Below are 25,836 nucleotides of genomic sequence, written 5' to 3'. Positions count from 1 at the left end.
TTAATAAATTTAAATTTAGCCCAAAAAAGCTTTAAACCAATTCTGAGCATATATTCTGGCAGTTATGATAACATCTTTTAAAAAAAGTGGCAGTATAATCGGTGACTGACAACCTGCAATTTATTTATAGCTAAGGGGCTATTTATGTCAGACCAATTCACGTTTACCGTTACCAACGATACCGAACAAGCAATTACAGAGTTGTGGGTATCTGTCGATGATGATGAGTGGGCTTCATTTACCTTGAGTGATTCAGGGATTCCATCGGGTGAAACAGTAACAATTGCTTGGGCTGAATATACGAATGATTCGCCCTGTGAATGGTACATATCTGCTGTATTTGAAGATGAATCAGAAAGTGAGTCAGCCGTATTTAACTTCTGTGAAGAACCAGCTTTAACGTTCGGCTAAATATCCCCAGTGCGATCGCCACCGGAAAGGGCGTGTACGCCATCGCGCTTGATGCATGATTGCATATCGACTCCAGCCATAAAAGCAAAAGCCCTGCCTCGAAAGCATCTAGGTGGGGCTTGATATTAAAATTGATATTGGCAATACCAAATAATGGTGTAAAAGGCAAATGACCGAAAACGACTCATGATACAAGCCCCTAAATTTATTTATGGAGAAGCAAAAAAATGTATAACGAGTGGCACAGCGCATATTTACGAAGTCCGTTTACAGAGCAACTAAATTTATTTATGGGGATCATTAATGCAAGAATTTTGTTAGCGCCGACGGCAAGCGAGTCCGCGTACCCCTACGGGGAAGCAAGCTACGCTTTTAGCGTCTGTCTTTGCTACGCAACGCTACCGCGAACGACACGCTGCGCGAACGTAGAGAGCGTCATTTTCGTCATTTTGAATTCGGAGCGTTCGCCCTTGGCGTCTCGTAGAGAAGCGACGTGACAGGCGTTGGTTGTAATGCTCTATTTGTCGTCATCAAGAAAAAGATTATATGCAAACTTTCACTCTAGCACTAAGTTTTCCATAAATTAAGAGACGGTAAATTTACCGTCTCTGACATTTTTTGAGATTTATTTTAAATAAATTAGTTTTTACAGACTTGCCAGAACACCAACAATACCATGTCCTGTGAATACTTCTAATGCTATGAGAGAGACAAAACCAATCATTGCTAACCGACCGTTGAGCATTTCTGCATAGGGAGTGAAACCAGTGCGATCGCCTTGCTCATCTATATAAACCTTTGGCTCGATCGCAAAGTTGTTCAGTTTGCCTTGGTCGTCAATTATAGCAGTGCTTGTACGCATGGATTTTTCCCTGTTTTCTCTTTATGTAAACAACTGTAACAAAGTTATTAATATTTGTAAAGTAAACGTGGTGATTTATAAAATATTGGCTGCGTGTTATGTAAACTTCCAAAACCTACCTTATATAAAACTAGTACCAATTTAGATTTAGTGATACAATAAAAGATTGTTAATTTTTACCTTTAGCCAATCATGACAGCAACGGGTAAGGCAACCCAATTCGAGTACAAAGCACTGCACAAGCCCAACCAGCTTATTTACGGTCTAGGTCAGACGGCAGTGATTACAGGATGGACAGTAAAGCAGGCGATCGCTAAACACCTGCAACCCGAAGAGTATGCTGTAATTGGGCAACTATACTCGCCGACCCGTGGGATAAACTTACTAATTCGCAATTTACTGTATAATCCCCACGTTAGGTACTTAGTAGTTTTAAACGCTACTAAAGAAGACAATAACGCAGGTGCGTGTCAGTGCTTGCTAGACTTTTTCCGTAATGGTTTTGAAGAAGGTGTGTGTGATACTGGGTTGCGTTGCTGGGTAATTCGCTCCCCTATCCCTGGATATATTGATCTTGAAGTGAAAGCTAGTGCAATAGATGCCCTGCGGGAATCAATAAAGTATCAGGAAACCAAATCCATCTCTGAAGCCGTTAGGCAAGTTTTGTCATATGCCCAGGAGAAAGCGCTTGCTGCACGGGGTTTGCGCTTAGATTTTCCCATGCCTACTGTTAAGCCAACTATCTTACCTGGGCCGAGATACGGTCACAGAATTGAGGGTAAGACTATAGCAGAAACTTGGGTAAAAATTATTCATCGGATTAAGACAACAGGAACCATTAGACCAACTGGCTATGATGGGCAATGGCAAGAATTAATTGATTTAATGGCAATTATTACTGATGAACCCGCTAACTTTTATTTTCCTGAGCCGAATTATTTGCCAATTGACCGTCCTTTTCTTAAAGAATACGTTTCGCAGATTTTAGATGATGCATCTTCTAGGGAAGGATTGAAATATACATATGGTCAACGTTTACGTTCCTGGTTTGACCGTGACCAAATTGACCAGGTGATTCAGAAGTTAATTGGAGAAATTGATGCTGCTAGTGCAGTGATGAACTTATGGGATGTAAAAGACCATGAAAAAGGTGGTAGCCCTTGCCTTAATCATATTTGGTTGAGAGTGGTTGATAATGAATTATCATTAACTGCAACTCTTAGAAGCAATGATATGTTTGCCGCATGGCCTGCAAATGCAATGGGATTGAGGGCTTTGCAACAACATATTAGAGATGAAATTGCCGGGCGTTCTGAGTATGACTTGAAAATGGGGCCACTTATTACCATCAGTCAGTCTGCTCACATATATGATGATACCTGGGACAATGCAGAGAGGCTAATTGCAAATCAATACGCTGCAATTTTTAATCAGCGTAGCTATTATGACCCCTCCGGCAATTTCTTAATTGAGGTTGATGGCAAAGAGATAGTTGTTACCCATACAACCCCTGTTAGTGGCGAGAAGATTAAGTCTAATAGTGGTGAGAAGATTAAGTCTAATAGTGGTGAGGTGATTAAGTCTTATCGTGGGAAAAACCCCCTCAACCTACTAAGAGAGATTTGTGCTACCTCTCCAGCAATTCAGCCTGAACATACTGGTTATTTAGGTATCGAACTGCAAAAGGCTAGTAACTCTATTAAAAATGGCAAGGCTTATATTCAAGATCAGTAAGTTAAAAATCTGTAATTCATATATAAATAAACAGCAATGCTAGGGTAGATATTGTCATACTAAATATATAAGGTAATTTGCAATACACTAGAATAAGGTTTGAAATTGACAGATGCAAGATATTTCTCCAATAGATGAACGCCATCAAAGGCCAACATGGGATGAATATTTTCTGATGTTGGCTAAACTAGCAGCCACTCGCTCAACGTGCCTCGCTTTTCCAGTGGGTGCTGTGATTGTGAAAAACAAGCAGGTCGTAGCAACAGGTTATAATGGCTCACCATCAGGTTCGGCTCATTGTACGGCTCAGGGCTACTGTTATCCAGGATTGAGTAGCTGTGATGCTAGTAAAACTTTACCATCAAGGGCTGTACACGCGGAAGCAAATGCGATCGCACAAGCTGCAAAGCATGGTACATCTACAGATGGTGCAAGTATTTACGTCACCTTAGAACCTTGTCTGTCTTGTTTGAAATTAATTATTTCCGCAGGGATTAGGGAAGTGTTTTTTGAAACTTCTTTCAATAGCGGCGATAACGCATTGGTAAGAGATTCCTTTGTGAATGAAGGTTTAGTTACTCTCAAGCAAGTTAAACTTTCTGAAGCCACAGCAAAAAGAGCAGCCTCATTCCTACTATCTTCTACATCTGTTGTCAGTTTTGACATTGTACAAAATCCATAAAATCATATCAAAACATAATTATTGACTATGTTTAGTGATACAGATATTAAAGAACAAATAGAACAAAGAAAAAATAATGCAACCAAGGGAATATTTATAGAGCCTTTTGAAGAAAAGTACTTAACCCCCGTAGGTTATGATTTTAGAGTAGGACTAAAAGGATTCTCTTGGAAAAATAAGCGTGAAATTGATATAGAAAAAGATAAATGTATTGAGATTTTACCCAACGATACCGTAGTTATTGAAACTCTAGAATCGGTCAGTTTGTCTAAAGAAGTCGGCGCTACCATACACGCAATGGTTTCAAAAGCTGTTCTTTATGGTTTGTCTCATATCTCTACCACAATAGATCCTGGATGGACAGGCAAACTGTTAATTTCAGTAAGTAACTACCGAGATAGTTCTATAGAACTTCGTTTTAGAGATTCTTTTTGTACAGTTTGCTTTCACAAAATGGAATCTGAATCAAAAGTAAATCTTGGAAGACCTGCGGACAGAGATGATATCTGGGAAACCTTACTAAATATATCTAGGCAAGAGAAAAAGAAGAGAGAAAAAGAAAATACTACCCGCAATATATTAATAATTTTTATTATTATAATTGTCTTATCTTTTGGAATTTTCGTATCCTTGAAAAACCCAGATTTGGGATCTGCACTAGCAGCTTTTATAGCTTTAATAAGCCCTGTTGTGTACGATAGGCTAAAATCAAAATAAATTTTTAATCAACTATTAAAATCTAAGTCTTTTAATATAAAACTCAAATTAGGAGAATATACCTAATCAAATAGTAGAAAATGAATACTACAAAAAAACGTATATATATTTCCGGTGCGTTGACAGGTATTGATAACTTAGATACAGTCAAAGCTTTTTATACAGCTATCGGCTCACTTTGCGACGAAATAGGATTTCAGAGTTATGTTCCTCATCTAAACACTGACCCTATTAATCATCCTAATATCAGCCCCCGTCAAGTTTTTGATACTGATAAGCATCAAGTTAGCAAATCTAATTTAGTTATTGCCTACATTGGTTATGCTTCGTTAGGTGTTGGGATGGAATTAGCATATGCAGATACAAATGCTATTCCAATTATATTACTTTACGAAAGAGGTAAAGTAATATCGAGATTCCCTCGTGGTATACCTACTGTATTTTCTGAAATCGAGTTCAAAGACTATAAAGATGCTTTAACTCAAATTGAGAGCGTTTTAAAACAATGGAGACAACAGCACAAATAAAAATCCTTATCAGCACCACTCTCCTCCACTTAAATACTAGCAGTGGCAACTCACCTTTTGAGTAACTTATCAATTGGAAATGGATTATTTAAGGTCGATGACTGCGGCGAATTTCTGTAATTTGATCTGCTACATCAAGAAGAGATTTGGGCATCTCTGGCCCTGTGAGAATGATATCGACGTGGGGAGGACGTTTTGCCAAAAACGCTAAAACTTCCGTTTCAGGAATTAAACCAAAGTTAATCGCTAAACTTAACTCATCTAACACCACGAGAGAATACTTACTCTCACACACTACTTGTTGTGTATACTGCCACAGTTTTTGTAAGGCTTGGTTTTCCGTATCGTCTAAATGCGGTGTATCGATACAACGAGGCAAATCACAGCGAATCCAATCTAAATTTTGTCCTAATTGGATGGGTCGCTCCTGTCCTTGGCGAATACCTCCTTTGAGGAACTGTACTATTAATACAGCCGTTCCTTGTCCAGCTATTCTCAGTGATTGAGCCATCACGCTCGTAAAAAAGTTGCGATGAGAGCTAGTGAAAACTTGCACTAGTCCTTCAACAGGATATGGTAAGGTAACGGTTGAATTGATACTTTGAGTTTCTAACTGGGCAACCATAGAGTTAAGTTCAAAAAGATACAATAAGATACGAATTATTACGACGGCGAATCATTACAAATCTACCTGTATAATCAATCTGTTTTTCACGGTGTGGTGGATTTGGCAAATTGCATTCTTAGTCAAACACTAGGTTTGTACTGAAGTCAAGAGTTATTTTGATTTAAATTTTCGTTTTTTCTCGGAAATGAGTTGTAAAAATGAAAACATAAGAGTTACAGTTCCAATTATTTAAAAAAGCTAGGCATAACGTCTGAAAATCCCTAAATGTTAGATTTGTCGGTTGTTTGGGCAAAACAGACTTAGCAAGTAGTGAATTTGACAGGATGAGGAGTAAATTGTTGTGAGATTGGTGATTCTGGGAGGTTCAGGATCGGGGAAAAGCACTCAAGCACAAAGGCTTTGCAGATACTTTGATATTCCTCTGATTTCTACAGGTGAGATTTTACGGTCAGCGATATCTGGCGATCAGCCCGTGCCAGAATTTCGCTCGTTGGAAAGCGATCCCCGGACTTCTTTTTCGGTTTATGCTAGCCTGAGTGAACTAGGCTACCACGCACAGCCCTATATGCAAAAAGGGGATTTAGTTCCAGACGAAATGATCGTTGAATTGATCCGAATACGCCTCACACAACCAGATATTAACTGCGATTGGGTGTTAGAAGGCTATCCCCGTACTGCTTTCCAAGCTGAAGAATTAGATTTTTTCTTGGATGATTTAGGGCAAAAGCTAGATTGGGCAATTTATCTCCAAGTCCCAGAAGCAGTAATGGTTAGCCGATCCTTGGGGCGATCGCTACCAGATGACCAACCAGAAATCGTACAGCGCCGTGTAGAATTATTCTACGATCGCACCATTCCCATCCTAGAATATTACGACCGTCGTCGCTGCTTATTGACCATCAACGGCGACCAATCACCAGAGATGGTGCAGCAAAATATTTTGACTCTGCTTTCAGTTCCTTGAAGAGTGCTGAGTGCTGAGTGCTGAGTGCTGAGTGGGAGAGTTAGGAAAAATTCTTCACAATCCCCAATCCCCAGTAGATTTACAACACTAAGGTAATCTTAAGGCAGTATTGTAAAACTTGAGGCAATTCCAATGGCTTGGCAGCGTCCTGACGGTCGAATTCCCTACGAACTACGTCCGATCAGTTTTCACCCCAGTTTCACCCGCTTTGCCCCCGGTTCTGTTCTTGCAAGATGCGGTGATACTCAGGTACTTTGTACTGTTAGCGTTAATAAGGGAGTTCCGAAGTTTCTTGAAGGAACTGGTAAAGGCTGGCTAACTGCTGAGTACAGAATGCTACCATCTGCTACCCAAAAACGCCAAGAAAGGGAATTATTGAAATTATCTGGACGGACGCAAGAAATTCAACGTTTAATTGGCCGCAGCTTACGCGCAGCAGTGGATTTTGAGGCACTGGGAGAACGCACGCTGACTGTGGATGCTGATGTGTTGCAAGCAGATGCCGGAACTCGGACAACAGCGATTACAGGCTCGTTTGTGGCGTTGGCTCATGCAATTTCTAAATTATTGCAAGAAGGCGTATTGGAGCGATCGCCTTTGTGTGGACAGATAGCAGCAGTTTCCGTAGGATTACTGGAGGGAGAGCCATTTTTGGATCTAAATTATATCGAAGATGTGGCTGCAACAGTAGATTTTAATGTGGTGATGAATCACCATCTGGGAATCATTGAAGTTCAGGGAACAGCCGAAGAAGGCAGCTTTAGCCGCACTCAGTTAGATAAACTCTTAGATGTGGCCCAAAAAGGAATTCAGGAATTGTTAATCGCTCAACGCGAAGCGATCGCTGATTGGGAAGGGTTGTTTGCGATCGATTAGTTTTATTAATTTTTAATAAGAATTAATAAACGTATCCTTTGTAGCGTTAATCAACAAAGTATCAAGTAACTGGATGTAAATAAAAATAATCATCCGAGTGGTTAGTAGTTAGTACAACTCACTACTGACAACTTACGGTAAAAGGTGATAAGGAGGGTCTATATTTTCCAGTCTACTTAATCCATGATGTTAAATGTTTCAAAAGTTAAAAAGGGAGATTGTAATAAGTTCGGTATTGTATTGCCAGAAGCCAGCAATATGATGATGAAGCCATGAACAAAACCGTTGAAGTTCTACCGGATCAGCCGGCGCTGGTTGCACGAGCGCTAGAATTAATTCTGTCTAAGCTAGAAACTGCCATCGAGCAGCGCGGGCGGTTTACTATCGCCTTATCTGGTGGCAGTACACCTAAACCGTTATATGAAGCGATCGCTACTCAAAAATTGCCTTGGGATAAAATTCATATATTCTGGGGAGATGAGCGTTACGTACCACCAGATCACCCCGATAGCAATGAACTGATGACGCGTCGTGCATGGCTAGATCGCGTTGATATCCCAGCGGCTAACATTCACGCCGTACCAACTTTAGAAGCCAATCCAGAACTGGCTGCTGCCAAGTATGAACAACATCTCAAAGAATTTTTCAATTCTTCTGGGGTCGAGTTTCCCCCCTTGGATGTAGTATTACTAGGAATGGGTGATGATGCACATACCGCATCTTTGTTTCCCCACACAGAGGCTCTTAAAGTACGCGATCGCCTGCTGACTGTGGGTAACAAAAACGGAAACCCCAGGATAAGTTTCACATACCCCTTCATCAACTCTGCTCGTAACGTGATTTTTCTGGTTGCTGGTGCTAATAAACGACCAGCTTTAGCACAAGTCTTTGCACCTGTAGCCGATGACTTCACTTACCCATCCCGCTTAATTCGGCCCCAAGGAGAACTTTGGTGGCTGCTCGATGCGGCAGCAGGTTTGGAACTTCAACATTAAACTTGGGAATTGGGCACTTGTACTGAGCGAAGTCGAAGTATTGGGCATGGGGCATTGAGCATGGTTATTCTTCTTGTCCCCCTGCCTCCCCTGCTCCCTTTCCCCGTATCAAATCGGCAGTAATTGCTAGAATCTAAAGCTAGGGCCGCCCTCTGCTTGCCAGTCCTACCTACTATTTATGATGATCTTGAACAAAGGCTAAATATCGATGATCGTCTGCCCTAATTGCAATCATCCCAACCCTGACGGCGCTGTCCAATGTGAAGCTTGTTATACACCGTTACCTGCGACTACTAATTGTCCCAGTTGTGGGGCAACTGTGCAGGCAGATGCTGCATTCTGCGGTCAGTGTGGCTACAACCTTCATTCTGCAGGAGTTCCACACGTTCATCCCGCAGTAGCTACAACAGTCACTCCCGATATTCCTGTGGAAGTGCCAGCGTTAGTTCCACCCGATCCATTGTTAGAACTTTTACAACCAGATGCTTTGGGAATGAGCGGTTCTACTAACTCCCATCCTCCCGAATCATCTTTACCACCAACAGAGATGGCAGTTCCCCCAGAACCGACGCCACAGATGCCTGTTGCAGAAAGCAGCCCTCCAGAACCTGTGTCAACCGTTGTAGCTCAACCCATAGTCTCTGGACAAAGTAGTATTCCGACTCCACCACCTGTGGAACCAGTACCAGCCTCTGAAGCCGAAGTACCCCCGCCAGCAGTACCAACTGCAACTGTTGCCAGAACGCAATTGCAGCAGGTTACAGCGCGGTTAATCCACGTTCAAAGCGATCTGCTAATTGAATTGCCGCAAAATTTCTCTGTGATTCATATCGGCAAGCCTAATGACCGGATTCCTCCAGATATAGATGTTTCAGGATTTCCTAATTCCGAAATTGTCTCGCGGATTCATGCAGATATTCGCGTCGAGGGAGATGCCCATTATGTAGAGGATGTGGGAAGTTCTAATGGCACTTACATTAATAATTTGCCACTTTTACCAGGGAACCGTCATCGCTTGCGACCAGGCGATCGCATCAGCTTGGGTAAAGGAGACTTGATGACATTCCTCTTTCAACTTGCTTAACTGATTATTGCTAAATTATGACATCAGTCTAAGTTTTTTCTGCCCATCCTCCGGCATCCATTTTGGAGGAGAAACAAATGAACTGCATCAGACAAGCGACGGATAACTATGTCGTTCTTGATAGCGCCATAGTTGACAGCCGTCGCTTTGATGTGCGAATTGTTGCATTGTCTAGCAACTCCATTACCTGAATAATTACACTAGGATGGATGGAAATACACTGCCAATTTTAGATTTTGAATTTTTCAGAAAATCTAAAATCTAAAATCTAAAATCCAAAATTGAGTGACCTATGAGGGAACCAAGTAAAAATTTTGAAACCTTGCTCGCTAAAGAAGCCCCGCCAGTTGTTGAACGTATGGGGCTTACCTGGCTAGTTGCAGCAGCGATCGCAACTGCTTTATTGTGGCAAGTACCAGGAGGGGATTATATCTTATACCCATTTACAATTCTGGCAACTTGGTTTCATGAAATGGGTCACGGCTTAATGGCACTGCTATTAGGGGGACAGTTTCAGAAGTTGCAGATTTTTAGCAATGGTTCTGGTATCGCAACTTATGGACTCCGGTCGTCATTGGGGCCAATTGGCCCAGCAATAATCGCCGCAGCCGGGCCAATGGGGCCACCTCTTGCCGGTGCAGCTTTGATTCTGGCTTCGCGCAGTTTTACAGCAGCAACCCTCTGTTTAAAAATTTTAGGAAGTTTTTTGCTATTTTCGACATTAATTTGGGTGCGTTCTTGGTTTGGATTGGTAGCAATTCCCTTACTAGGTTTAATAATCTTAGGTATTTCCTTGAAAGCACCTCGCTGGGCGCAAGGGTTTGTCATTCAATTTTTGGGTGTACAAGCTTGTGTAAGTACCTACCATCAACTAGATTATCTCTTTAGTAGTTCTGCTGGCCCCCTTGGTGCATCTGATACAGCGCAAATGCAGCGATATTTGCTTTTACCTTACTGGTTTTGGGGCGGGTTAATGGCGATCGCATCTCTGGTGATTTTAATCCAAAGTCTCCGCGTTGCTTATCGTTCGGAGTAATGAGGAAGAAGCACCATCAAAAGGCGATTGAATCTTTATAATCATTGTGACGAAGATTTTCAGACGCTAATTACTGAAGAAATGGAAAATTTGCCTGATGATGAGGAGTGAACTACCCACACTGACTTGGAGTACCAAGTACAGTTTGGGCTTCTGTAATCACGGGGGAATGCCCAAACTTAGACTTTCGCCCAAGTTTAGGACTTACTTCCCCTCCTACAGCAGAGACGGCTGAACCTTCCGCCTTTATCATTCTGATACCCTCTGCTCTAATGTTCTGCGCGGCGTTCGCGTCACGATCATGATGAGTATTGCAATGAGGACAAATCCATTCGCGGACATCCAACAGCATTTCACCTATTTGATAGAAACAACTAGAGCAGAGTTTAGAACTGGGGAACCACCTATCAATCTCAACCAACTTTCCACCCTTGCGTTCTAGCTTATAGGCTAAAAAATTAGTGAATGTTCCCCACCCAGCATCAGATATTGATTTCGCCAATTTGTGATTGCGTACCATGCCTTTGACATGAAGATTCTCTACTATGACAGCTTGGCTATCGCTGACCAACTTATAGCTAAGTTTATGTAGGAAATCTTGCCGCAAATTACTAACTCGCTCGTACACTTTGGCGACAACTTTTCTATACCTATTTTTTGAATTACTTCCTTTTTGTTTACGTGCTAATTTTTGTTGTTTACGCTTGAGATTTTTTTCATGTTTAGCAAGATGCTTAGGATTGTCATATTTGGAAACCTTTTCACCGTCAGTGACGACAGCAAAGTGTTTTAGTCCTAAGTCAATGCCATAAATCTTACCTTCTGTAGTGACTGGATTTTCGCCCGCAGTCGCTCCACTTGGGCAAAGCCCAGACGCTCGATGACTCGCTAACGCTTCGCTATCGCCTAGCGTCTCCAAGAGTTGACCGCGCTGCTCCTCTATCTCAGTCAGGATAGATGCAAGATATTTACCTGATGGAGTTTTACATACAGTTACAGTCTTGATTTTCCCCTCAATTAGCCTATGTATTTTGGCTTTGACTATCCTAATATTACCTGGGAGTTTGATATCGCCATCGACAATTTTGACGTTTTGAGGATACTGAATAGACTGTTTTCCGTGCCTAGATTTGAACTTAGGGAATCCAGCACGTTTCTCAAAGAAGTTTTTGTATGCAGTGGTTAGATTAAGTGTTGTAGCTTGTAAAACTTGGCTATAACAATCAGCCAACCAAATAGTATCTTCTGCTTTTTTGAGCGTCGGGAGAAATGCGTTGAGTGCTGCACGAGTAAGCCCTTTCCCTGTTTCTTTATAAGTCTCAATTGACTTATTTAGGGCATAGTTCCACCACCAACGAGCGCAGCCAAAAGCTTGAGCTAATTGAACTTGCTGTTCTTGTGACGGATATAAACGGACTTGTACAACCTTGTGCAACACTTAACATCACCTCCTTGTCCTCTCTATCTTACCATGATATATATTTTCTGATAATCCACCCTGATGTAAAATAATTGTTGATTCGTCATACATCTAAATATTTGTCTTTGCTGTGCAAAAAATTAATATTAGATGCAATCCTTATCAACCGCCTTATATCCCGCCACTGATTCCGGTTACAGAATTCAGTGGGGGACTTACTTACGGCGTAATAGTTAAAGAAGAATTCCGAAGTCAGGAGTCAGAATTAAGAGTTTTTATCAGTATAATAGCCTGGATATTGTTAAAAAATTCGCCGCTAATAACTCTTGCCTTCGCGGTTCGATACCCTAACCATGTCCACCCAACCCATAATTCAAAGCATATACACCGATGGCGCTTGCACCGGTAATCCTGGCCCTGGCGGTTGGGGTGTTGTCGTCTACTTCAGCGACGGCTCAATCCACGAAATGGGCGATGCATCCCCTCATACCACTAATAATAAAATGGAGATGCAAGCTGCGATCGCCGCCCTTCAATTTCTGCAAACATCTCAACAAACCCAACCAATCACCCTTCATACCGATAGCGAATACCTGATTAACTGCGTTACCAAATGGGTGAAAGGCTGGAAAAATAAAGGCTGGAAAAAGTCAGATGGTAAACCCGTCCAAAACCAAGACCTTTTAGAAATCTTAGATGAACTCAATACCCAACAAGTAAAATGGCAACACGTCCGGGGACATTCTGGTAACATAGGTAACGAACGTTGTGATGCGATCGCTCGCACTTATGCTAGTGGCAAAACCCCTTCCCTACAACAATTATCTTCCACAGATTTTTATAAATCTTTACCTTCCAAAAATGAACTAAATGTAGCAAAAGTAGCTGATTATGAAAAAAACTCTAGAATAACTAACCAAAGTCCGCAAGAAATCAGTACTTCTGCACCAGAAATAACCGTTATGGAACCATCAACAGGGCCAACTGCGGCCGCAACCGATGAAAAACCATCAGAAATGAGGGTTTCGCAACTCCGCAGCTTGGTCGAAACTTTGCGTATAGCTGACGAAATTTCTGAAAAAGGCTACTTAATCACCAGTTCTGAGTTAGCAGACTTGATGGATGTCCACGCCAGCGCTGTCACCAGTCGTGGAGATCAATGGCGCTGGCGAAACTGGATAGTGTCACGGGTACGCCGTGAAGGAAATCAAATTCTTTGGGAATTGGAACGCGGGGATCAAGTAGGAGGTGAAGAGGAGTAGAGAGTGAGCAGGGGGCAGGGGGCGGGGAGCAGGGAGCAGGGGGAGAAGAACCCAATGCCCAATACAACTATTGGAGAGGCTACGCCAAGACTACGCGGTAGTTGAGCGTAGTCGAAACTCAGTACAAGTGCCCAATTACCAATGCCCCACTATATATACTTGCGTCCTCGCCACTCGCGCGGCGTGTGGAATGCAGATAAAAAGATTCGCAGCACGGCTAAGGGATCGGCCAAAGGGGAAAGCCAGAATAACCAGCTGCCTTTAGCGTTTGTGCGATCGTAAGAAGGTGCGATCGCTATTAGCATCGCAAAGCGAATCACCAACAGGAATAAATTCAGTCCCAGCAGCAGAAGTGGGGGAGTGGGCGAATATGAGAGTGGGGGAGAAATCAACAAAAAAGTCAGGACAATTAAAAAGGGTAGACCTTGAACAGATGTGAGTAGCCATAAATCTCCCCACAACTGAGAGCGAGAAGTTGCATCTTTGAGATCGAGACTCCGCCCCCATTCTTTCCACGTCTCCATCGCCCCTTCATACATCCGTACCTTCAACACTTTTGCGCCATCTAAAAAGCCCACCTTATAACCTTGGATAGCAATATTGCGTGCCAAGGTGACATCATCACAAAAAGAATTACTCGCACTGCTATAACCACCCACAGCAGCTAAAACGGAGCGACGACACAAAAAACACTGCCCATTTGCCATTACCCGTTCTGGTTGCTCTGTATTGATCCCCGCTGGGTCAAATCGGTAAAGCAAAGTCATCAACAAAGCAGGTTGTAGCCAACACTCCCCAGGATATTTGAGGATGAATTGGGGTGAAAGAGAAACCAAATCGTAGCCTTGTGCTTCGGCTGTCTTCACCAAACCGGCAACTAAACCAGGATGCGGTTGGATATCAGCATCCAGCCCCAGGAACCACTGACTAGCCTCTGAGCTATATAGAAAACCGTTATGCAACGCCCAAGGCCGCCCCACCCAACCAGAGGGTAAGGGATCATCTGTCATCAGGCGAAAGCGCGGATCTTTCTGCTGTGAGGCTTTTACTAAGTCGGGGGTGCCATCACTCGATTTACTATCTACAACCATAATTTCCCGAACTTCATAGCTTTGCTGACTTAAACCAGCCAACAGAGGGCTAATGCGAAGCGCCTCGTTCAGTGTAGGAACAACTACGCTAACCTTACCCAAAAGCTCAGGTGTCGGCTGTTGGGGTTCTATTGGAGGATGGCGTCTTGGCCCCTTCAACAAGCGCGAAAACAGAATCGCCGTTGCTGGTACTTGGATAAGTAGCAATAAAAGAGAAATAGCGCTTTCTACTATCAAAGCGTTGTCTAATGTTGTCAAAATACTTAACAATTAAAATTGCGACTATACAAAATAAATGGGCATAGGGCATTGGACATGGAGAAGAGACAAGGAAGAGACTTGTTCAATAATTCCCCCTTGTCCCCTTGTCTTTTCTGCTCCCAAATAGACTTATTTCAAGGCAACTTCAACCTTTGCTACTGATACTTCTTTGGTTACTGGTTCAACAGTAACTTGAGTCAGTGTGGTTGAACTCCTTGACCACAGCACCACAGCCGGAATCACACCTAGCAATAAGCCGAGTAACACTGGGATAGAAAATCCAGCTGCCAAGCTTAGTCCGGCGGCGAATGCAAAGTTAGTTAAATAAACGACTAATGGCAGATTGAGTTGCGATCGCTCTAATTTAATCGAGGTATTTCTCCACAATAATCCTGCCACACTCATAAACAGGGCGCTAGTACCAAACCAACCTACATAGTTCTGGTAAGGTGTTCCAAAGAAAGCTCCTGGTTGTTCCCAATACCAGAAGGGCAGAGAAGTTTGACTCATAGCCGGTTCTAGGGCAAAGTCCCAGCAAGTGAAGAGCAAAGCACCAACGGCTATCGCAGCAATATGGCGACCCCAACTGGGTTTTTGAGCCACTTTCAAACCAGTTCTCGCAATTAAGTAAGACGACAGCCCAACATAAAACCAAGATAAAGGAATTGTGAAAGGAACTAGCCCTCCAATCTTATAACCCAAGCCACTCAAGTAGCTATAATCACCAAATGGAAACCCTGTACTAGTTCCCAGTAGTTCACTTCCCAAAGAGATAAACATAGCCGGTAGCATAAATGCTAGCCAAGTTCCTAATCCCAACGTCCGGTAGGCATAAATAGAGACAGCTACTGTCCCTAAGATGATATCAACTACACCGCCGCCAGCCATACTTAACTGTACGGCAGTTTCTCCTACCTGTGATAAGTTGAAAATTATTTCAGCATTAGGTACTACCAGTAGCATCCCTACTAGTCCAAAGGCTTTTGACGCGATATGACCAATGAGGCATACGCGTTCAGCAATAATAAGTTGTCTCATGATAATTCCTTAACAAGATGTGACACGCGGCTACTCGGCTGCTAACAGTTTACAAATCTTTAACTACTTTGTACCGCAATTTTCGACAAACTTGTTTAGCTTTCTTGTGAACAGCATAAAAGTCTATTGATTGAAGCTATAAAAATATGATGCTAAACTTACTAGTTTAAGCCATATATTCAAAATCTACATAATTTTATCTGTAAGAACTTCTGGTTTCTTGTCTGACTGATACCCGTATCGGAAAAAACTCCTTTAATACTGGGATATCCTTAAGGAAGGACAATCATCATAAACTGAGCAAGTCCTCAAGCAAAATAAAGTCTTGAGTTACTACACTTATTTATGTGATAAAACCTTAATCCTGTACTAGAAATATAAACCCATGTCAATTTTGAAAAGAGTTCCTTGGGTGTCCCTGGCACTAGTACTGCTGAGTTACAGTACTTTGGGCTGGGTAATATCAGAAACACGTGCTCCTATATTTGTGTGGGTGGCAACTGTAATTGCTATATTGCTTTTAATCATCACGTTGACCGCTCCTTGGCCGAAGATGACATATTATTACAGTCTTTTTCTGCAATCAAATACTAGGGCTTTCGGTGTTGCCGTCTTAGCAGCTTTCTTATTCTTTATTATGATTGCTTGGTTTCGGGTATTTCTTGATACTTTACTCATCATTTCAGCGACTATATTAGTCAGGATAGACTTTCAAAGAGCAGGTCTTAGGGAAGGGTTAGCTTTTTCGACTGCCTCTATCTTTTCATTGGGAGGTTTAGCTTTGGGTGCGCTAATCTACAAATTTATATATTCTCAAATTCCGCTAAGGTGATAATATATATAAATTTCTTAGTCAAAATCTAGAAAGTTTCATCTCAAAGGATTATTCATTATGTTAATCGACGAAGTAAGAGAAGCATTAAAAAAACAGACAAAGTGGTGTATGGCTTTTTATCCACTTAATTACGATCCTGAATTAATTCGCATATATTGGGAACGGCATGAGAATGACCTATGGGCAAGAACTGATCATTATGTGATTAGCTTTGAAGTTGATGAAGAAGCCCAAAAAATTTATAAAATCATAATTGAAAAATATTTGGATACATCTAGTAGGGAAAAGCCTGGATATATAAAGCAAAAAGATGTAACTCATCCATTTAAAATACCGGAACCAAACGATGTTGATACGGTAGTTGCAAGAATAAAAAAAGAAATCCCTTTTGAAACTGAGCCTACTCAAAAGTCAGCGGTATTTACGGTTTGGCGAACGCTTTGAATATTTAACAGCACTTTCAGGGAAATGTCACAATCAGTGTGTTGAGAAATTCACACGTTGGCTGAGTTGGCAATCACATCGATGATTTTCTGATGCTCCACACTCCTGACATACAATGCTGCGGCTGTCCCAGCTTCTGCCAGAATTGTAAAAAGTGCTGGGGAATCGGGCTTTGCTTTGCTCAAGTACAGCAAAGCTTTAATCAAATTATCGTCTGGGTGGTTTTTCTCAATTTCTTTGAGGGCATTCTTCATGCTCTTATTTTGGCAAAGGTATTGATATATCAAAATATATAATATATCAAAAAAAGCTAGCGATGCTTGTGTCAACACTTCATAACCAGTATTGCTTACCCATAACTTTCTTTTTCGCTCAGATTCTCAACTTCTTAAAAAAGTCGGAAATTTTGTTCAATACTTACTTGGTTTCAAAATGCAGGCTGTTCAAACAGCAGTAGAGATAGGAAAAAATCCATAATAAAAATTGATACCCAACTAGTAACAACTGCTTTTGTTGCCGATTCTCCTACTTCCTTTGCTCCCCCTCTAGTAGTTAAACCCCAACTACAGCCAATGACAGCAACCAGCACTCCAAAAATAAACCCTTTTAGCAAAATAATAAACAAATCTGACGGTTCTAAAAAATTTCTGACTGATTCTAAAAATGTTTCAGGAATAATTTGGTAGAACTTTGATGCGGCAAAAACTCCGCCAATGATGCCTGTAACTAAAGCCAAAATCGTCATCAAAGGCACCATCAAACAACAAGCAATTACTCTAGGAAGTACTAGATAATCAATGGGATCGGTTTTGAGCATATAAAGTGCATCTATTTGCTCGGTAACTCTCATTGCACCTATTTCCGCTGCAAAAGCAGAACCTACTTGTCCCGCCATAATACTAGCGGTCAAAATTGGAGCTAATTCTCTACAAAAAGCTAAGGCAAAAGCACCTCCCACTGCATCAACAGCGCCAAATCGCACTAATTCTCTCGCCGTTTGAATAGTAAAAATCATTCCTGCAAAACCGCTGACAAGGAGAACTGGAGAGATAGAGCCTGGCCCAGCGGTAACAAGATGTTGCAAAATCTTACGATAGTAGGTTTTCCCTTGGAGTAAATGTAGCCACACTTGACCAAAGAGCAGTATTGCTGCAAAACAGCGTGTAATCCCAGATTGCTCAAAATTTGTTTTTGGTTGCAATTTTATCGTCCTTACGACTGACTTTTTTTGCACATTTGTTGTTATATCAATTTTCTAAAACAAGACTACAGATACAAATGGTGGGAACCCAGTCAGATGTAATCTGACTTTCTCAATTAAATAGACGCACTAAGTGCAGCTTGCCGCAGGATATTACGAATTGGTATTAGGGTATGGTACATGAACAGACGCACTAGTACCGCAAGGCGGAATTCAAAATTCAAAATTTAAAATTCAAAATGAATACAGTGTAAGCGTTTCATTGATTTGGAATGGTGAGGCAGTCCGGTCTTCTCCCAAAGGGAGAGGCTAGCGCCAAGGGGGTTTCACCCATGAGGAACTGCCATTAGTGCAGCGTTAGGGAGCCTGCGAGTGTCACCCGTTAGCGCAGCGTTAGGGACTTCCAAATAAAAAAATATCCAATTAACTCTGTGTGGGGTGGGCGTCTCGCCCGCCCTATGGAATGGGCGGGCAGGATGCCCACCCCACAATATTGGATAATTTATTTCTTGGAGTTCCCTTAGCGAGTCATCGAGCGTCAGGGGTGGTTTATGTAAGCCGTGTTGTACTAGATGTTTACCCTCAAAGTAGAGGAGGTGTTTGGGCATGGTTCAATTGAGCTTAGTAAACTTTAGCGGAAAATAGCACATAAAGCATTGTGAGCTTTTTTGCTGCTCTCATGCTTTGTGTTCTGTGGAGTTGCAATCTCTCGTCCGTCAAACTAGGAAAAGTAATTGAATCAACTTAAAGGGCTGAAAATTTAATAATATTTCCAAATAATGTTAAACAATTTTTTATGAGCAGGATTAAATACATAATATTTATGTTGCTATTAATACTACCTTTCTACGTGGTATATCCGGCTTTTGCATCTGTATGCCGCAATTACGCTGCCTACGATGGTCTACGCCACCAGATTTGCATTCTCAGTATCAGCCGAAGTGCCAAAAATTATTGGGAATACAAGGCAATTGTTAGCGTAGATGGCATAAAAAGACCTACAGAAGTTTACAATTGTCGCGAACGAGTCCAAATTCAACAAGCTGGGACTGTTTTGCCCTTTGAGCAAAAAGGCCCTGGTGAGATGATATGCAGCTTTTTTAATTCTTCTCGGCGGTAAATACGCGCCAGATAATGAAGACGGTAAAACCTAGATAGGTGAATACTGTTAGCCATTCTTGCCAGCTACCAAATGCATTGTTCATCAGCAAAAGCCGGAAAATTAATATTTATCAATCCTACACGCTGATGTTACCAGTAGGTTGCTGTATATTGGCAGATCAAAGAAGACTAGTCAAAAATTCTTAGCTAATTTTCCGGAATGGGTAACAATGGCGTGGTAGTAAATATCAGAGCATCGATATTATACTGAACCTCTATAACTAACCTTCGGGGAATATATCCCCATTGTTTTCCCTCAAAAACCCGGTCATGAAAAACCGGGTTTTTGGTGTTTATAACAAGTTACAGTCGAGAAAGTCAAGGACAGAGGGATGGCTACACCAACGCAGCACTTATTTGAACTGTCTAGGTATCAAATAAAACTATTGTCCAGAAACTTTTAAGAGATTTTATTGGTCTGGTTCTCCAAATTCTGCAAAAATCAACCAATGTCATCTTCTGCTCAAGGTATTCCCGGATTACCCGATTTGACGCATCCGATTGAGCTTGTTCAATTTGGAACCCAGGCGCTCAAAGCTTCACTGTTATTAGTATTTTTGATTGTAGCTTTAGGAATTGCGATCGCACTCATCAGTTTTTCTCTCCGTCGCAGCCAGCCGCAACAAGTAATATTCATCGGCGAATGGGCGATTCGTTATTCCCAACTTTTACAGGGATTACAGCATTTAACTCTAGTATTAGTTTTGTTAGTACCGGGATTTTTTCTCTGTTCAACTTTAAGTAATCGTTATCACCACTGGGAACAAACAAAGGTGGCTCAAGTAGCTGAAAGTGTCGCAGGTGAAAAGCTCGAACAATCTGCCCCGCAAGTCCGCTACACTATTCAAGAGCCATACTCCTATAACACTCAAGTCAATGGCAAAATTGTCAAGGTAAATGAGACACGAGAGATTAACCGCTTCTTAACGCTGGGGGGTTCGCAAATTCAAGTCAAGCTAGACCAAAGCGTAGATGTTCCAGGTCGCAGTTCAATTTATCGCGTGGAATACACTGCTGATTATAAAGTAGTTAACCAACTCAAAGATATTAATAATTTCTTTTTTGAAGCATCGCCACCTAACGGCTACACACTGCTTGCTGGCTACAAAGTAGAGCGTAACGGTACTAGGCTACAACAAACCAATCCGGGAGACTATGGCTTTCCCTTCCAGCTACAACCAGGAGAAGAAACCACCTTTCGAGTCACCTATCAGGCTCAAGGCGGGCCTCGTTGGGTTTACAGCGCCGCAGGACAGTTGCTTTCTAATTTTCGCCTCACAGCAATTGCCAATTTTGCTCCGGCTGATTTTGCTAGTGGTGTTGTACCGAATGAGATTAAAGTTAATGGACGCAGTACGCAATTTACTTGGAAATTTGACGATAATGTTTCAGTCAAAAATCCATTTGGAGTGTTTACTAACACTGACCCCATTCGTCATACTGGCATAATTCCCCGGCTTTTGTTACTAGCACCGGCAATATTTTTGTGGTGGATATTATTGTTATATTTGTCATTGCCAATGAGTTTTAGAAATATTGCGATCGCTGCTAGTATTTTCTTTGCTTGTCTATTGACTTTGACCTATCTAGCTCGCGTTATCAATGCTCAGTTGGCTTGGACTTTAATTTCCATCATCTTACTAATTTTAACATGGGGATTGGGAGCTAGCCGCAGAGCTTCTCTGGCTGCGATCGTGGCTACTATTGCTGGAGCAGTGCTACCGATTTTTGGATTATTAGTGCCGTTTAGCGGACTAACTCTTAGTTTAGCGGGTTTGCTTTCAGCGGTTTGGCTAGCAGTTCGTCACTGGTATGGCTGGTACGGTTTGCACCCAGAAGATCAAAGATTGTAGACTCAGAAAAATGCTAAAGATTAGATGATTCCGCTATGATTAGCGAAGTTTTAGCATGGGGCATTTATGGATAACGATTTACTCGCTTTCTTTGCGGCTGCTGGGTTACTCATTCTTTATCTTATCTTCTCAGCTTTAACTGAAATGGGGACTAAATTGCCTTGGAAGAAATAAGCTGATGGGCTAAAAAGTTTACACTTCTAAACCTGATTAGGCTTGGAAAAAAAAGTAAACATCCTTTAGGCTTGGTTAATATTTATTGTTCGAGAGAGTTCCAAATGCGCGATCCGCAAAAGAACCAGATTAAAGTTGAGCCGGCAACCCTCGTTTTGATTTCTGCAAGCTGCACACTTGTGACTTCCAGTCATGAGTTAGGCGCTCCATATTCTGATACGCTATGTACATAGCGAAAACCAAGCTTTACCGAACCACGACAACTAAAGATAAGGGGTTATACCAGGAAATAGGTACATTGTGCCGTATCCTCTGGTAAGTAAAATCTTTAAGGTACTGAGGTTGAACATACTTTTTGGTACTTGTTCAAAAGTCGCCGCTGGTGCGTCGGAGACTTTCAAAACGCCTGTGGAGAACTTGTAAGACCTGGATTACTCCAGGCGGAGATCGTTGAAGCAGGAATCGCGTGACTTTTAGTCATGCGAGGTTCAATGTATCTGTCTTAATACTCTTGCCTCTACTGGTTGTTGGATTTTTCTCGCAGTAAAGTTAGCGCGATGCTCTTTTTATCAGGTGCGTTAAGTTACTGTTAACGCACCATATATCAAAACTACTTAGGTAAAACCTGCCGCAGTGCTGCTAAAAGTTGGTCAACGCTTTCTTTTCGACTATTAAAGCCCATCAATCCGACGCGCCAAACAAGACCCGCGAGTTCGCCAAGACCACCGCCAATTTCAATATTATGTTCATTGAGTAATTGCCGAGCGATCGCTTTTCCATCTACCCCTTCTGGAATGCGGACAGTAGTAAGTGTTGGCAGTCTATACTCTTGCTCAACGTGCATACTCAGTCCTAAATTCCCTAAACCTTCCCAGAGATATTCTACGTTCTTTTGATGCCGCTGCCAGGAATTTGCTAATCCCTCTTCTGCAAGCAAACGTAATGCTTCCCGCAATGCATAGTATAAATTAATGGGTGCTGTGTGGTGATAGGTGCGTTCAGCGCCCCAATACTTACCCAGCAACAACATATCTAAATACCAGTTTGCAACTTTCGTTTGCCGCTGTTGCAATTTCTCAACTGCACGCGCACTCATTGTAAAAGGAGAAGCACCAGGTGGGCAACCTAACCCTTTTTGGCTACAACTATAAGCTAGGTCAACTCCCCAAGCATCCAAAAACAAGGGGACGCCACCCAAACTTGTCACCGTATCCACCAGTAACAAAGTACCAAATTCACGACATAAATCAGCGACCCCTTCCAACGGTTGACGTGCGCCTGTGGAAGTTTCGGCATGAACTAGAGCTAAGATAGTTGGACGATGAGTTTTTAAGGCAGTTTGGAGTTCATCCAAGTTGAAAACTTGTCCCCAAGGTTTGGTAATGGTTCGCACATCAGCGCCATAACGTCCAGCCATATCCACAAGGCGATTACCAAAGTAACCAGCTACACCAATTAAAACTACATCACCGGGTTCTACAGCATTGGCGATGGTTGCTTCCATTGCAGCTGTTCCCGTACCGCTGACTGCAATGGTAAGTGAGTTTTCTGTTTGCCATACGTAGCGTAGCAACGACTGAATTTCATCCATGAGTGCGAGAAAAGTTGGGTCAAGATGCCCAACGGGTGAAGTATTCATCGCTTGGAGAACTGTGGGGTGGGCATTAGATGGCCCTGGCCCCAACAGCAGACGGGATGGGATTTCTAGCGGCGTGAGTTGCAAGCGCCCGGAGTCGTTAATTGAAATTGTTTGCGTCATAAATCTCTCTTCATTTAGACGATACTTACCGGATCATATAGGAATCCGATTTGATTCCTGAACTTACTTGTGTAGGGAGGGAACAGGAAATCTGGAAATAGAGCATTGCAGCACAGTGGTATGAATTGAGGCAAGCAGGGGAAACTGGGGAAAATTTTGGACTTGCTAAATCATCCCGCAAATATGCGATGTCGGCATATAGATGTGTACTGAGTTTTTTTATCAAAAGTTTCAGCTACTTTCTATGCCCAAAATTTCTAAATCTTCATTAATTAAACTGGTGGATTTACCGAGGGAAAGGATTTATTTTATTCCTACATTGAAAGTGAAAGCAACTACAAGAAATGATCTGCAAAAAGTTTCATTTTTGCTGAATATCAGGGATTTACTCTTGGACAATTATGATAAAGCATAGTAGCAATAAAAACTTTACTATACACAAAATATCTAACAGCATTAATATTAAACCAACTTTAGACTTGTATCCTACTCGTCTAGTTTTTATTGACCCACAGGTTGATGACTACCAAAGTCTGGTGATGGGTGTATTACCAGATACCTCAGTTGTAGTCTTAGATGCCAACCAAGATGGCATTGAGCAAATTAGTCAAGTGCTGGAGTCTCATCAGGGAGTCAATAGTCTGCACATTGTTTCCCACGGCGCACCTGGGTGCATCTATTTGGGCAAAACTCAACTTAACAACGAAACGCTCAATCGTTACGCAGCCAAACTTATGGGTTGGGCAAATGCTTTGAGTGAAGATGCACAACTACTGCTGTATGGTTGCAAAGTCGCTCAAACCGAGGCAGGTGTATTATTTATACGCTGTCTCAGCGAATTGACAGGTGCAGTAGTAGCGGCCTCTGATGACTTGACAGGGAGTGCTGCATTAGGTGGTGATTGGGAACTGGAGGTTTCTACAGCGCCTATTGTTCCTCGTTTAGCGTTTGGGCAAGAAGTAATAACAGCCTACGCTTCAATTCTACCTGTAGTTCTTGATGACAGCTTTGATAGTGATGGCAAAGTCACTACTGATATTGGTACTAATACCACTGACATAGCCTACAGCATTGCCCTGCAAGACGATGGCAAGATTCTGGTAGCGGGAGTGAGTAATAGTAACTTTGCTGTGGTACGTTACAACAGCAATGGTAGTCTCGACACCAGCTTTGGTACTGCTGGCACGGTTATTAATAACTTGGGCAGTACTGACATAGCCTACAGCATTGCCCTGCAAGACGATGGCAAGATTCTGGTAGCGGGAGTGAGTAGTAGTAACTTTGCTGTTTTACGTTACAACAGCAATGGTAGTCTCGACACCAGCTTTGGTACTGCTGGCAAGGTTATTAATAACTTGGGCAGTAGTGACATAGCCTACAGCGTTGCCCTGCAAGACGATGGCAAGATTCTGTTAGCGGGAGTGAGTAATAGTAACTTTGCTGTTTTACGTTACAACAGCAATGGTAGTCTCGACACCAGCTTTGGTACTGCTGGCAAGGTCATTACTAACTTGGGCAGTACTGACATTGCTAGAAGCATTGCCCTGCAAGACGATGGCAAGATTCTGGTAGCGGGAGTGAGTAATAATAACTTTGCTGTGGTACGTTATAACAGCAATGGTAGTCTCGACACCAGCTTTGGTACTGCTGGCACGGTTATTAATAACTTGGGCAGTACTGACATAGCCTACAGCATTGCCCTGCAAGACGATGGCAAGATTCTGTTAGTGGGAGTGAGTAATAATAACTTTGCTGTGGTACGTTACGACAGCAATGGTAGTATCGACACCAGCTTTGGTACTGCTGGCAAGGTCATTACTAACTTGGGCGGTACTGACATAGCCTACAGCGTTAGCGTGCAAGCTAATGGCAAAATTATTGTGGCGGGTTCGAGTAAAAATAACTTTGCTGTTTTACGTTACAACAGCAATGGTAGTCTCGACACCAGCTTTGGTACTGCTGGCATCATCACTACTGATGTCGGTACAAATACTACTGATAATGCCTATGCTCTCACCCAACACGATGGTACGATAATAGTCGCGGGAGTAAGCGCCAATAACTTTGCTGTGGTACGCTACAGGGTTAACCAAAATCCAGTACTAGTGAAGGAAATCGCAGACAAAGAGACTCCAGAAGATATAAATTTCAACTTCACAATCTCAGATAGCTTCCAAGATCAAGATCCTGAAGACATTCTCACCTACACTGCCACTCTCGAAAACGGTGACTCTCTACCCAGTTGGTTAAGCTTCAATGCTGCTACTCAAACATTCAGTGGCACTCCCTTAAATGAGAATGTGGGTAGCCTCAACATTAAAGTTACTGCTACGGATACTTATCTTGCTAAAGTCAGTGATGTTTTTGTACTCACCGTTAAGAACGTCAACGATCCACCAGAGCTATTTCAGGCGATCGCTAACCAACAAGCAACAGAAGACGCAGTTTTCAATTTCACAATCCCTGCAAACACCTTCATTGATGTCGATGCTGGAGACATTCTCACTTACACTGCCACTCTTGAAAACGGCAACCCTCTACCGAGTTGGTTAAGTTTCAATGCTACTACCAAAACCTTCAGTGGTACTCCCTTAAATGAAAACGTCGGTAGTCTGAACATCAAAGTTACCGCCACGGATATTGCTCAAACTCAAGCGAGTAATGTATTCACACTCACTGTTAATAACACCAATGATGCGCCACAATTAGCTTCGCCCATCGCTCCTCAACAAGCAACAGAAGACGCAGTTTTCAATTTCACAATCCCTGCAAACACCTTCATTGATGTCGATGCTGGAGACATTCTCACTTACACTGCCAC

The 25,836-nt window shown here is 42.2% G+C and carries 25 protein-coding genes; 16 read left to right on the top strand and 9 right to left on the bottom strand.

Features of this window, described 5'->3' with window-relative positions; genetic code table 11:
* The first annotated feature begins 144 nt into the window (after positions 1 to 144).
* On the top strand, positions 145 to 411 hold the full coding sequence (locus V7K44_RS31025) for a hypothetical protein (protein ID WP_334937602.1): 267 nt from the start codon (positions 145 to 147) through the stop codon (positions 409 to 411).
* On the opposite strand, the gene V7K44_RS31020 is transcribed toward V7K44_RS31025, so the two are convergent.
* Positions 397 to 519, bottom strand: coding sequence for a hypothetical protein (locus tag V7K44_RS31020; RefSeq protein WP_334937600.1), 123 nt, complete (start codon positions 517 to 519; stop codon positions 397 to 399). The two genes, V7K44_RS31025 and V7K44_RS31020, sit on opposite strands and share 15 nt — an antisense overlap.
* 538 nt (positions 520 to 1,057) lie before the next feature.
* On the bottom strand, positions 1,058 to 1,273 hold the full coding sequence (locus tag V7K44_RS31015; RefSeq protein WP_094348273.1) for a chlorophyll a/b-binding protein: 216 nt from the start codon (positions 1,271 to 1,273) through the stop codon (positions 1,058 to 1,060).
* A 192-nt stretch (positions 1,274 to 1,465) separates the two neighbouring features.
* On the opposite strand from V7K44_RS31015, the gene V7K44_RS31010 reads away from it, so the two are divergent.
* The 4 genes from V7K44_RS31010 to V7K44_RS30995 all read left to right on the top strand — a co-directional run bounded on the left by V7K44_RS31010 (position 1,466) and on the right by V7K44_RS30995 (position 4,933).
* Positions 1,466 to 3,007: a thymidylate synthase gene (locus V7K44_RS31010; protein WP_334937597.1), complete on the top strand. Its 1,542-nt coding sequence runs from the start codon at positions 1,466 to 1,468 to the stop codon at positions 3,005 to 3,007.
* A 112-nt stretch (positions 3,008 to 3,119) separates the two neighbouring features.
* Positions 3,120 to 3,689 carry a deoxycytidylate deaminase gene (locus tag V7K44_RS31005; protein ID WP_334937595.1) on the top strand — a complete coding sequence of 190 codons (570 nt, stop codon included), beginning with the start codon at positions 3,120 to 3,122 and terminating at the stop codon, positions 3,687 to 3,689.
* A 27-nt stretch (positions 3,690 to 3,716) separates the two neighbouring features.
* Entirely contained in the window at positions 3,717 to 4,406 is a 690-nt protein-coding gene (locus V7K44_RS31000) for a dCTP deaminase (protein ID WP_334937593.1), read from the top strand.
* Between the two features lie 80 nt (positions 4,407 to 4,486).
* Complete coding sequence (locus V7K44_RS30995) at positions 4,487 to 4,933, top strand: XRE family transcriptional regulator (protein ID WP_334937591.1); 447 nt, start codon at positions 4,487 to 4,489, stop codon at positions 4,931 to 4,933.
* Positions 4,934 to 5,021: 88 nt separating this feature from the next.
* Here the strand turns inward: V7K44_RS30995 and V7K44_RS30990 are convergent, their stop codons facing one another.
* Positions 5,022 to 5,558 (bottom strand): P-loop NTPase family protein, encoded by a 537-nt coding sequence (locus tag V7K44_RS30990; protein WP_334937589.1) that lies wholly within the window; start codon positions 5,556 to 5,558, stop codon positions 5,022 to 5,024.
* Between the two features lie 343 nt (positions 5,559 to 5,901).
* Here V7K44_RS30990 and V7K44_RS30985 point away from each other — a divergent pair, with 343 nt between their 5' ends.
* The 5 genes from V7K44_RS30985 (at position 5,902) to V7K44_RS30965 (ending at position 10,516) form a co-directional block, all read left to right on the top strand.
* A complete protein-coding gene (locus V7K44_RS30985; protein ID WP_334937587.1) occupies positions 5,902 to 6,525 on the top strand; it encodes an adenylate kinase family protein in 624 nt (207 codons plus the stop codon).
* A 132-nt stretch (positions 6,526 to 6,657) separates the two neighbouring features.
* Positions 6,658 to 7,401 carry a ribonuclease PH gene (rph, locus tag V7K44_RS30980; protein ID WP_334937585.1) on the top strand — a complete coding sequence of 248 codons (744 nt, stop codon included), beginning with the start codon at positions 6,658 to 6,660 and terminating at the stop codon, positions 7,399 to 7,401.
* Between the two features lie 272 nt (positions 7,402 to 7,673).
* Positions 7,674 to 8,396 (top strand): 6-phosphogluconolactonase, encoded by a 723-nt coding sequence (gene pgl, locus V7K44_RS30975; RefSeq protein WP_334937583.1) that lies wholly within the window; start codon positions 7,674 to 7,676, stop codon positions 8,394 to 8,396.
* A gap of 208 nt (positions 8,397 to 8,604) precedes the next feature.
* Positions 8,605 to 9,480, top strand: a complete 876-nt coding sequence (locus tag V7K44_RS30970) for an FHA domain-containing protein (RefSeq protein WP_334937581.1) — start codon at positions 8,605 to 8,607, stop codon at positions 9,478 to 9,480.
* A gap of 292 nt (positions 9,481 to 9,772) precedes the next feature.
* Entirely contained in the window at positions 9,773 to 10,516 is a 744-nt protein-coding gene (locus V7K44_RS30965) for a M50 family metallopeptidase (protein ID WP_334937579.1), read from the top strand.
* 112 nt (positions 10,517 to 10,628) lie between these two features.
* On the opposite strand, the gene V7K44_RS30960 is transcribed toward V7K44_RS30965, so the two are convergent.
* On the bottom strand, positions 10,629 to 11,954 hold the full coding sequence (locus tag V7K44_RS30960) for an RNA-guided endonuclease InsQ/TnpB family protein (RefSeq protein WP_334937577.1): 1,326 nt from the start codon (positions 11,952 to 11,954) through the stop codon (positions 10,629 to 10,631).
* A gap of 335 nt (positions 11,955 to 12,289) precedes the next feature.
* Here V7K44_RS30960 and rnhA point away from each other — a divergent pair, with 335 nt between their 5' ends.
* Complete coding sequence (rnhA, locus tag V7K44_RS30955) at positions 12,290 to 13,198, top strand: ribonuclease HI (protein ID WP_334937575.1); 909 nt, start codon at positions 12,290 to 12,292, stop codon at positions 13,196 to 13,198.
* A gap of 149 nt (positions 13,199 to 13,347) precedes the next feature.
* Here rnhA and cruG read toward each other — a convergent pair whose 3' ends face one another.
* Positions 13,348 to 14,547 (bottom strand): 2'-O-glycosyltransferase CruG, encoded by a 1,200-nt coding sequence (gene cruG, locus V7K44_RS30950; protein ID WP_334937573.1) that lies wholly within the window; start codon positions 14,545 to 14,547, stop codon positions 13,348 to 13,350.
* A 132-nt stretch (positions 14,548 to 14,679) separates the two neighbouring features.
* Positions 14,680 to 15,588, bottom strand: a complete 909-nt coding sequence (gene cruF, locus V7K44_RS30945) for a gamma-carotene 1'-hydroxylase CruF (RefSeq protein ID WP_334937571.1) — start codon at positions 15,586 to 15,588, stop codon at positions 14,680 to 14,682.
* Positions 15,589 to 15,973: 385 nt separating this feature from the next.
* On the opposite strand from cruF, the gene V7K44_RS30940 reads away from it, so the two are divergent.
* Both V7K44_RS30940 and V7K44_RS30935 read left to right on the top strand, forming a co-directional pair.
* Complete coding sequence (locus tag V7K44_RS30940; protein WP_334937569.1) at positions 15,974 to 16,420, top strand: hypothetical protein; 447 nt, start codon at positions 15,974 to 15,976, stop codon at positions 16,418 to 16,420.
* Positions 16,421 to 16,480: 60 nt separating this feature from the next.
* Positions 16,481 to 16,867 carry a hypothetical protein gene (locus V7K44_RS30935; RefSeq protein WP_334937568.1) on the top strand — a complete coding sequence of 129 codons (387 nt, stop codon included), beginning with the start codon at positions 16,481 to 16,483 and terminating at the stop codon, positions 16,865 to 16,867.
* A 50-nt stretch (positions 16,868 to 16,917) separates the two neighbouring features.
* Here the strand turns inward: V7K44_RS30935 and V7K44_RS30930 are convergent, their stop codons facing one another.
* Positions 16,918 to 17,121: a hypothetical protein gene (locus V7K44_RS30930; protein WP_334937566.1), complete on the bottom strand. Its 204-nt coding sequence runs from the start codon at positions 17,119 to 17,121 to the stop codon at positions 16,918 to 16,920.
* 173 nt (positions 17,122 to 17,294) lie between these two features.
* Entirely contained in the window at positions 17,295 to 18,068 is a 774-nt protein-coding gene (locus tag V7K44_RS30925) for an MlaE family ABC transporter permease (protein WP_334937564.1), read from the bottom strand.
* Positions 18,069 to 18,891: 823 nt separating this feature from the next.
* Between V7K44_RS30925 and V7K44_RS30920 the strand changes: the two genes are divergently transcribed.
* Together V7K44_RS30920 and V7K44_RS30915 are read left to right on the top strand one after the other, a co-directional pair.
* Positions 18,892 to 19,188, top strand: a complete 297-nt coding sequence (locus tag V7K44_RS30920; protein WP_334937562.1) for a hypothetical protein — start codon at positions 18,892 to 18,894, stop codon at positions 19,186 to 19,188.
* Between the two features lie 490 nt (positions 19,189 to 19,678).
* The gene (locus V7K44_RS30915) at positions 19,679 to 21,082 is read left to right on the top strand and encodes a hypothetical protein (protein WP_334937560.1); all 1,404 of its coding nucleotides are present in this window, start codon (positions 19,679 to 19,681) and stop codon (positions 21,080 to 21,082) included.
* Positions 21,083 to 21,866: 784 nt separating this feature from the next.
* On the opposite strand, the gene V7K44_RS30910 is transcribed toward V7K44_RS30915, so the two are convergent.
* Positions 21,867 to 23,015, bottom strand: coding sequence for an alanine--glyoxylate aminotransferase family protein (locus V7K44_RS30910; protein WP_334937558.1), 1,149 nt, complete (start codon positions 23,013 to 23,015; stop codon positions 21,867 to 21,869).
* 401 nt (positions 23,016 to 23,416) lie between these two features.
* Here V7K44_RS30910 and V7K44_RS30905 point away from each other — a divergent pair.
* The coding region (locus V7K44_RS30905) for a DUF4347 domain-containing protein (protein ID WP_334937556.1) at positions 23,417 to 25,836 on the top strand (2,420 nt) is incomplete at its 3' end.

Source organism: Nostoc sp. (assembly GCF_036917235.1).
Lineage (GTDB): Bacteria > Cyanobacteriota > Cyanobacteriia > Cyanobacteriales > Nostocaceae > Nostoc.
The sequence above is the reverse complement of the archived record's forward strand: the minus strand, read 5'-3'. Positions and strand labels throughout refer to the sequence as shown.

Coding starts and splice junctions, on each gene's coding strand:
- V7K44_RS31025 (WP_334937602.1), top strand. CDS start 145: ATGTCAGACCAATTCACGTTTACCGTTACCAACGATACCGAACAAGCA.
- V7K44_RS31020 (WP_334937600.1), bottom strand. CDS start 519: ATGCTTTCGAGGCAGGGCTTTTGCTTTTATGGCTGGAGTCGATATGCA.
- V7K44_RS31015 (WP_094348273.1), bottom strand. CDS start 1,273: ATGCGTACAAGCACTGCTATAATTGACGACCAAGGCAAACTGAACAAC.
- V7K44_RS31010 (WP_334937597.1), top strand. CDS start 1,466: ATGACAGCAACGGGTAAGGCAACCCAATTCGAGTACAAAGCACTGCAC.
- V7K44_RS31005 (WP_334937595.1), top strand. CDS start 3,120: ATGCAAGATATTTCTCCAATAGATGAACGCCATCAAAGGCCAACATGG.
- V7K44_RS31000 (WP_334937593.1), top strand. CDS start 3,717: ATGTTTAGTGATACAGATATTAAAGAACAAATAGAACAAAGAAAAAAT.
- V7K44_RS30995 (WP_334937591.1), top strand. CDS start 4,487: ATGAATACTACAAAAAAACGTATATATATTTCCGGTGCGTTGACAGGT.
- V7K44_RS30990 (WP_334937589.1), bottom strand. CDS start 5,558: ATGGTTGCCCAGTTAGAAACTCAAAGTATCAATTCAACCGTTACCTTA.
- rph (WP_334937585.1), top strand. CDS start 6,658: ATGGCTTGGCAGCGTCCTGACGGTCGAATTCCCTACGAACTACGTCCG.
- pgl (WP_334937583.1), top strand. CDS start 7,674: ATGAACAAAACCGTTGAAGTTCTACCGGATCAGCCGGCGCTGGTTGCA.
- V7K44_RS30970 (WP_334937581.1), top strand. CDS start 8,605: ATGATCGTCTGCCCTAATTGCAATCATCCCAACCCTGACGGCGCTGTC.
- V7K44_RS30965 (WP_334937579.1), top strand. CDS start 9,773: ATGAGGGAACCAAGTAAAAATTTTGAAACCTTGCTCGCTAAAGAAGCC.
- rnhA (WP_334937575.1), top strand. CDS start 12,290: ATGTCCACCCAACCCATAATTCAAAGCATATACACCGATGGCGCTTGC.
- cruF (WP_334937571.1), bottom strand. CDS start 15,588: ATGAGACAACTTATTATTGCTGAACGCGTATGCCTCATTGGTCATATC.
- V7K44_RS30940 (WP_334937569.1), top strand. CDS start 15,974: ATGTCAATTTTGAAAAGAGTTCCTTGGGTGTCCCTGGCACTAGTACTG.
- V7K44_RS30935 (WP_334937568.1), top strand. CDS start 16,481: ATGTTAATCGACGAAGTAAGAGAAGCATTAAAAAAACAGACAAAGTGG.
- V7K44_RS30930 (WP_334937566.1), bottom strand. CDS start 17,121: ATGAAGAATGCCCTCAAAGAAATTGAGAAAAACCACCCAGACGATAAT.
- V7K44_RS30920 (WP_334937562.1), top strand. CDS start 18,892: ATGTTGCTATTAATACTACCTTTCTACGTGGTATATCCGGCTTTTGCA.
- V7K44_RS30915 (WP_334937560.1), top strand. CDS start 19,679: ATGTCATCTTCTGCTCAAGGTATTCCCGGATTACCCGATTTGACGCAT.
- V7K44_RS30910 (WP_334937558.1), bottom strand. CDS start 23,015: ATGACGCAAACAATTTCAATTAACGACTCCGGGCGCTTGCAACTCACG.